4 protein-coding genes are annotated in these 5556 nt (G+C 73.5%); 3 read left to right on the top strand and 1 reads right to left on the bottom strand.

The window, feature by feature from the left end; genetic code table 11:
- Positions 1 to 926 (bottom strand): acyl-CoA desaturase (locus tag C1I98_RS34330; RefSeq protein ID WP_111171491.1); only part of this gene is annotated, 926 nt, incomplete at its 3' end.
- A 234-nt stretch (positions 927 to 1160) separates the two neighbouring features.
- Between C1I98_RS34330 and C1I98_RS34325 the strand changes: the two genes are divergently transcribed.
- From C1I98_RS34325 to C1I98_RS34315, 3 genes are all read left to right on the top strand, one after another.
- Positions 1161 to 2462, top strand: coding sequence for a cytochrome P450 (locus C1I98_RS34325; protein WP_111171490.1), 1302 nt, complete (start codon positions 1161 to 1163; stop codon positions 2460 to 2462).
- Positions 2459 to 4033 carry a peroxidase family protein gene (locus tag C1I98_RS34320; protein ID WP_111171489.1) on the top strand — a complete coding sequence of 525 codons (1575 nt, stop codon included), beginning with the start codon at positions 2459 to 2461 and terminating at the stop codon, positions 4031 to 4033. The genes C1I98_RS34325 and C1I98_RS34320 overlap by 4 nt, the downstream gene beginning before the upstream one ends.
- On the top strand, positions 4030 to 5556 hold a 1527-nt coding region (locus C1I98_RS34315; protein ID WP_233508425.1), incomplete at its 3' end, for a lipase family protein. The genes C1I98_RS34320 and C1I98_RS34315, both read left to right, overlap by 4 nt.

Below are 5556 nucleotides of genomic sequence, written 5' to 3'. Positions count from 1 at the left end.
GCGCGGAGGCCGGCCAGGCGGGCCGGGTCGGGCCAGCGGACGCCGTGCGCCCAGCCCGCGCGCTCGAACCAGCGGATCAGCCGCGCGCTCGGATCGAACTGGCCGGGCAGCACGCCGTGCCGGGCGCAGGTGGGCTCGGCGTGGTGCCAGTTGTGCCAGCCCTCGCCGAGCGTCAGGAAGGCCACCCAGCGGACGTTGGACGATCGGTCGCGCACCCGGAACGGCCGGTCGCCGAAGGTGTGCGCGACGGAGTTGACCGACCAGGTGACGTGGTGGACCATCGCGTAGCGGACCAGCCCCGCCCAGAACAGCGCGGACCACGCGCCCGCCCACGACATCGACCACAGACCTCCGGCCAGCGCGGGCAGCGCGAACGACGCCGCCACGACCGCCGGGTAGGCGGCGTCCAAGCGCCGCACGTCGGGGTCGGCGAGCAGGTCGGGCACCCAGTGCCGCCTGCTGGAGCGGCGGCGGGCGGTGTAGAACCAGCCGATGTGGGCGTGCAGCATGCCGCGCAGCAGGGCCGCGCCGGTGTCGCCGTAGCGCCACGGGGAGTGCGGGTCGCCCTCGCGGTCGGCGTACTTGTGGTGGCGGCGGTGCTCGGCCGCCCACAGCGTGACCGGGCCCTCCACGGCCATGCCGCCGGCCAGCATGAGCGCGACGCGCAGCGGTCTCGCGCACTTGAAGGCGCGGTGGGTGAACAGCCGGTGGTAGCCGATGGCGATGCCGAAGATGCTCACCAGGTACATCACCACGGCGAGGACCAGATCGCGCGGCCCGACGCCCCACCCCCAGGCGGCCGGCACCGCGGCGGCGAGCAGCAGCACCGGGAGCACGACGAGCACGACCAGATAGGCGGTGCGGCGGCCGATGGTGACCTGAACCGTCTCCGCCGTGGCCGGCCGGGACGCGGACGAGGGGGGCACGCTCGCTCCTGACGTAAGGTGATCGACGGAATACAGACCGCGTTCAATTGAACGCCCGTGACCGCCGATCACGTCAGTTGCCGGAGAGTTAGAAGTCAATCACCGATTGGAGTTATAAGACTGCGTTTCGTAGTCATGCGTGGCAGGTGGGGCGCATGCCTAGATTGTGTACCCACACGGCAAGGTGATCTCCGCTACGGGTCCGGGCGAGGCCCGGGCGGGAGGTGAGGCGGCATGAGCGCTGTTGAGCAGATTGCCACCCACGGCTATCTGGACCGCTACGACGAAGCGCTCGCCCGCGACCCGGTGGCCGCGATCGGCCTGGTCCAGGGGTGGATGCGCACCGACTGGCGGGCCCTGTTCGCCGAGTTGCGGGCGCGGCGGCCGGTGTTCGCCACGCCGGCCTTCACGGTGATCACCCGTTACGCCGACGTCGTCGAGGTGCTGTCGCACGAGACGGTGTTCACCGTCCGGGCGTTCGGCCCGCGCCTGGAGGCCGCGCTGGGCGGGCCGTTCATGCTCAGCAGAGACGCCACCGCGATGAACCGGCACGACAAGGGCCTGATGCGGATCATGCTGCCGCACGGCGACGTGGCCCGGGTGCGCGAGCTGGCCGGCCGGATCGCCGACGACGCGCTGGACCGCTCCTGGCCGCACGGCCGGATCGAGGCGGTGCACGGCCTGTTCCGCCCGGTCGCGCTCGGCGTGTGCGACGAGTACTTCGGGCTGCCCGGCCCCGACGCCGCCACGCTGTCCCGCTGGACACGCGCGATCATCGCCGACTGCTTCGCCAACTACCAGGGCGACCCCGACGTCCGGGCCGCCGGGGTGAGCGCGGGCGCGGAGCTGATGGCCTACCTGCGGGAGCGGATCGCCGCCCGCAGGGCGGAGGCGGGCGAAGCGGAAAGCCGCGACGACGTCTTCGACCGGTTGCTGGCCACCGCGCTGCCCGAGGCGGTCGCGACCTCCGACGAGCGCGTCGCGGTCAACATGGCCGGGCTCCCCCTCGGGTTCGCCGAGAGCGCGCCCGGCGCGATGGCCGAGGCCCTGCAACAGCTCCTGCTGCGGCCGGAGACGCTGGCCGAGGCCGTGCGGGCGGCGGGCGACCCCGACACCGCGCGCTTCGACGACCTGGTGTGGGAGGCGTTGCGCTTCAATCCGTTCTTCAAGCTGCTGCCGCGCGTGTGCGAGCGCGATCACGTGCTGGCGGCAGGCACGCCCCGCCGTACGCTGATCAGGGCGGGCACGTTCGTGATGGCCTCGCCCGCGTCGGCGATGTTCGACGCCGAGGTGGTCCCCGACCCGGACGAGTTCCGGCCCGGCCGTCCCGCACACCACCACCTGTTCTTCGGGCACGGGCACCACGCCTGCCTGGGGGCGCATCCCGCCAGGGCGATCATCTGCGAGACGCTGCGCCGCCTGCTGCGCAGGCCGGGGGTGCGCCCGCTGCCGCCGCCTGAGGGGGAGGTCGTCCGCGCGCACGCGATCTTCCCAGACCGGTTCACGCTCGCCGTCGCCCCTGGCGAGGGCGCATGAGCACGGCCCGCCGCATCGCCGTGGACGGTGTGGCCAACCGGCTGAGGTTCCTGGCGCTGACCGGTGGCCGGCCGTTCTGGGACCTGGTGCAGTCCGTCCGGCCGCTGCGCGGCCGGGTCAACGCCGCGCTGATCGACCTGGCGGTCCGCGAGATGCCGCCCCGGCCGGAGCCGCTGAGCACGATGTCCGACTACACCTCGTGGGCGTCGCTGACCGACCGCTCCTACCAGGGCAGGCACCTGCCCCCCGTGGCCGGCGACGACACCGCGCGGCCCACGCCCGAGCAGGCGGCCGGCCTGTTCGCGCGGGGTGAGACCATGGTGCCGTGCCCGCGCTCCACGGTGCTGTTCGCGTACTTCGCGCAGTGGTTCACCGACGGGTTCCTGCGCGGCGAGTCCACGGTGCCCCGCGACCCCCGCAGGAACACCTCGAACCACCACATCGACCTCAACCAGCTCTACGGGCTCGACGCGCGGGCGACGGCCGCGCTGCGCGCGTACGAGGGCGGGCGGCTGAAGAGCCAGATCATCAACGGCGGGGAGTTCCCGCCCTACCTGTGCGAGAACGGCGTGATCAAGCCGGAGTTCGCCGCGCTCTCCGTGGTCCACTTCGACCGGCTCCCCGCCGAGCGGCGCGACACGCTGTTCGCCATCGGCAGCGACCGCGGCAACACCCAGATCGGCTTCACCATGCTGACCGTGCTGTTCCTGCGCGAGCACAACAGGGTGGCCGCCGGGCTCGCCGCCCGCCGGCCCGGCTGGGACGACGAGCGGCTGTTCCAGACCACCCGCAACATCCTCATCGCGATGCTGACCAGGCTGGTGATCGAGGAGTACATCAACCACGTCACCCCCTACCACTTCCGGTTCACGCTCGACCCGAAACTGTCGGCGAGGCTGGCCCACGCGCCCTGGTTCCGGGAGAACTGGGCGTCCGTGGAGTTCAACCTCGTCTACCGCTGGCACAGCCTGATCCCCTCCCACCTGAAGGTCGGCGGCGAGGACCTGCCGCTGGAGCGCACGCTGTTCGGCGGCGCGCTGCTCCCGGGCCCCGGCCTGGGCACTGTGCTGGAGGAGGCGTCCCGGCAGCGCGCGGGCCGGATCGGCCTGTTCAACACCGACCCGGCGCTGCGCGAGGTCGATGTGGCGAGCCTGGCGGAGTCGCGGGCGGTCGGCCTGGCCCCCTACAACCGCTACCGGCGGCACTGCCGCTTTCCGAGGGTCCGCCGCTTCGAGCACGTCAACGCCGACCGGAAGGTCAGCGACGCGTTACGCGACCTCTACCGCGGGGTCGACGACCTCGACCTCTACGTCGGCCTGTTCGCCGAGGAGCCGGGCTCGCCCGACGCCATCCTGCCGCCGCTGTTGACCAAGATCATCGCCGTTGACGCGTTCTCCGAGGTGCTGACCAACCCGCTGCTCGCCCCACGGGTGTTCAACGCCGCCACGTTCTCCCCGTACGGCCTGCGCGTCATCGCCGCGACGCGCAGGCTCGCCGACGTGCTCGGCCGTAACGTCCCCGAAGACCCGCGCCCCCGTTTCATCAGCATGACCAGGCAGGTCCGGCCGTGACCGCGCGGCAGGGCGCGCTGCTCCGCGCGGCGGCGCGCGAGCTGGTGGAGGTCGCGGTGACCATCCAGGAGGCCGCCGCGCACGCCACCGAGGCGCTGGCCGACGGCGCCGCGCCCGCCCTGCTCGCGCGGGCGCCCGCGGCGGGCGTCCGGGCCGAGCGGGCGCTGACCCGGGCCGTCACCGACCCTCACGGGCTGGGATACTCCCCCGCGGGCGGCCGGCTGGCCACGCTGGCGGCCAGGCTGGGCGCGCTGGCCGGGGCGGAGAGCCTGGCCGTGCGGGTGCTGGCCTCCTCGCTGCGGCTGCGGATCGCCGCCGTCGCCCTCGACCACCCGGAGCTGACCGCCGATCCCATCCTGACCCGGCTCATCGAGGCCGCCGCCGCCGATCGCGACATCGAGGCCATGCGCGCGATGCGGGCGCTGGTCAGGGATCGCGGCGTGGTACGCGCGCTGAGCGCCCTGGCCCCGGTGCTCGGCGAGGTGCTGGCGCTGCGCGCGCTGCTGGACGAGAACCCGCTCAACGACGCCACCGCCTGGCTGATCGCGACCGGCAAGGGCTACGCCACCGCCGATCCGCTGCTCGGGCTGAGCAACCGGGCCGTCGCCGCGCTGGACCGGGGAGCGGGGGCCGCGCGCCGGGCCGAGCCGTCCGCCGAGGAGGCGGTACGGCTGGGCACCCGCGGGTCCCTGCTCGACTTCCTCGGCAACATCGGCGTGCTGGGCAGCACCGGGCGGGCGCTGATCCAGAGCGTCGAGGGCCCGGACGGCGTGGTCCGCCACGTCGTACACGCCCCCGGCATCCGCGCGCGCTCGGTGGACGACGACTCGCCCCAGGACATCCTGGGCGCGTTCAGCAGTTCGGTGCTGGACAGCAGCCCGTACACCAGGGCGCTGGCCGGCGCGATCGGCGACTACGGCATCCCCGAGGGCGCGGAGATCGCCCTGATCGGGCACAGCGCGGGCGGCGCGGCCGTGCTCAACCTCGCCCACGACCCGGCGTTCTGCGCCCGGTACGCGGTCACGCACATCGTTGCGGTGGGTTCGCCGATCGACTTCAAGACGCCCGCCGACCCGCGCACATGGGTGACGAGCGTGACCAACCAGCACGACATCGTCCCGACCCTGGACGGGCAGGGCGCGGGGGCGTGCGCCGACCTGCACCCCGACTGGTACGTCGTGGACTACACCGATCCCACCCACCTGTTCCCGGTGTGTCACAGCATCGAGCACTACCTCGGCAACCTCGCCCACGACCTGCCCGAGGCCCGCGACCACATCGACGCACGGCTGGCGCCCTATCGCGGGCCGGTGGTCCGGGCGCAGACCTACCTGCTGCTGGACGGGTTCGCCGGGACGGGGGAGTTCCCGTTCCTCACCGTGCCGACCTACCCGCTCGGCCTGCCGGGCGAGCCGGTCGAGGCGCCGGTCCGCTGCCGGGACGGCGGCGCGGTGACGGCCTGGTTCGCCGCCGACGCCGCCATCGCCGCGCTGTCGGCCGCGCTCGGCACGGCCGGCCTGGAA

Origin of the sequence: Spongiactinospora gelatinilytica, assembly GCF_003236385.1 — a bacterium.
GTDB lineage: Bacteria > Actinomycetota > Actinomycetes > Streptosporangiales > Streptosporangiaceae > Spongiactinospora > Spongiactinospora gelatinilytica.
Note: the sequence above shows the minus strand (reverse complement) of the source record. Positions and strands in the feature narration are given on the sequence as shown.

Excerpts from the sequence above, each read along its gene's own strand:
- C1I98_RS34325 (WP_111171490.1), top strand. The coding sequence starts at position 1,161 with ATGAGCGCTGTTGAGCAGATTGCCACCCACGGCTATCTGGACCGCTAC.
- C1I98_RS34320 (WP_111171489.1), top strand. The coding sequence starts at position 2,459 with ATGAGCACGGCCCGCCGCATCGCCGTGGACGGTGTGGCCAACCGGCTG.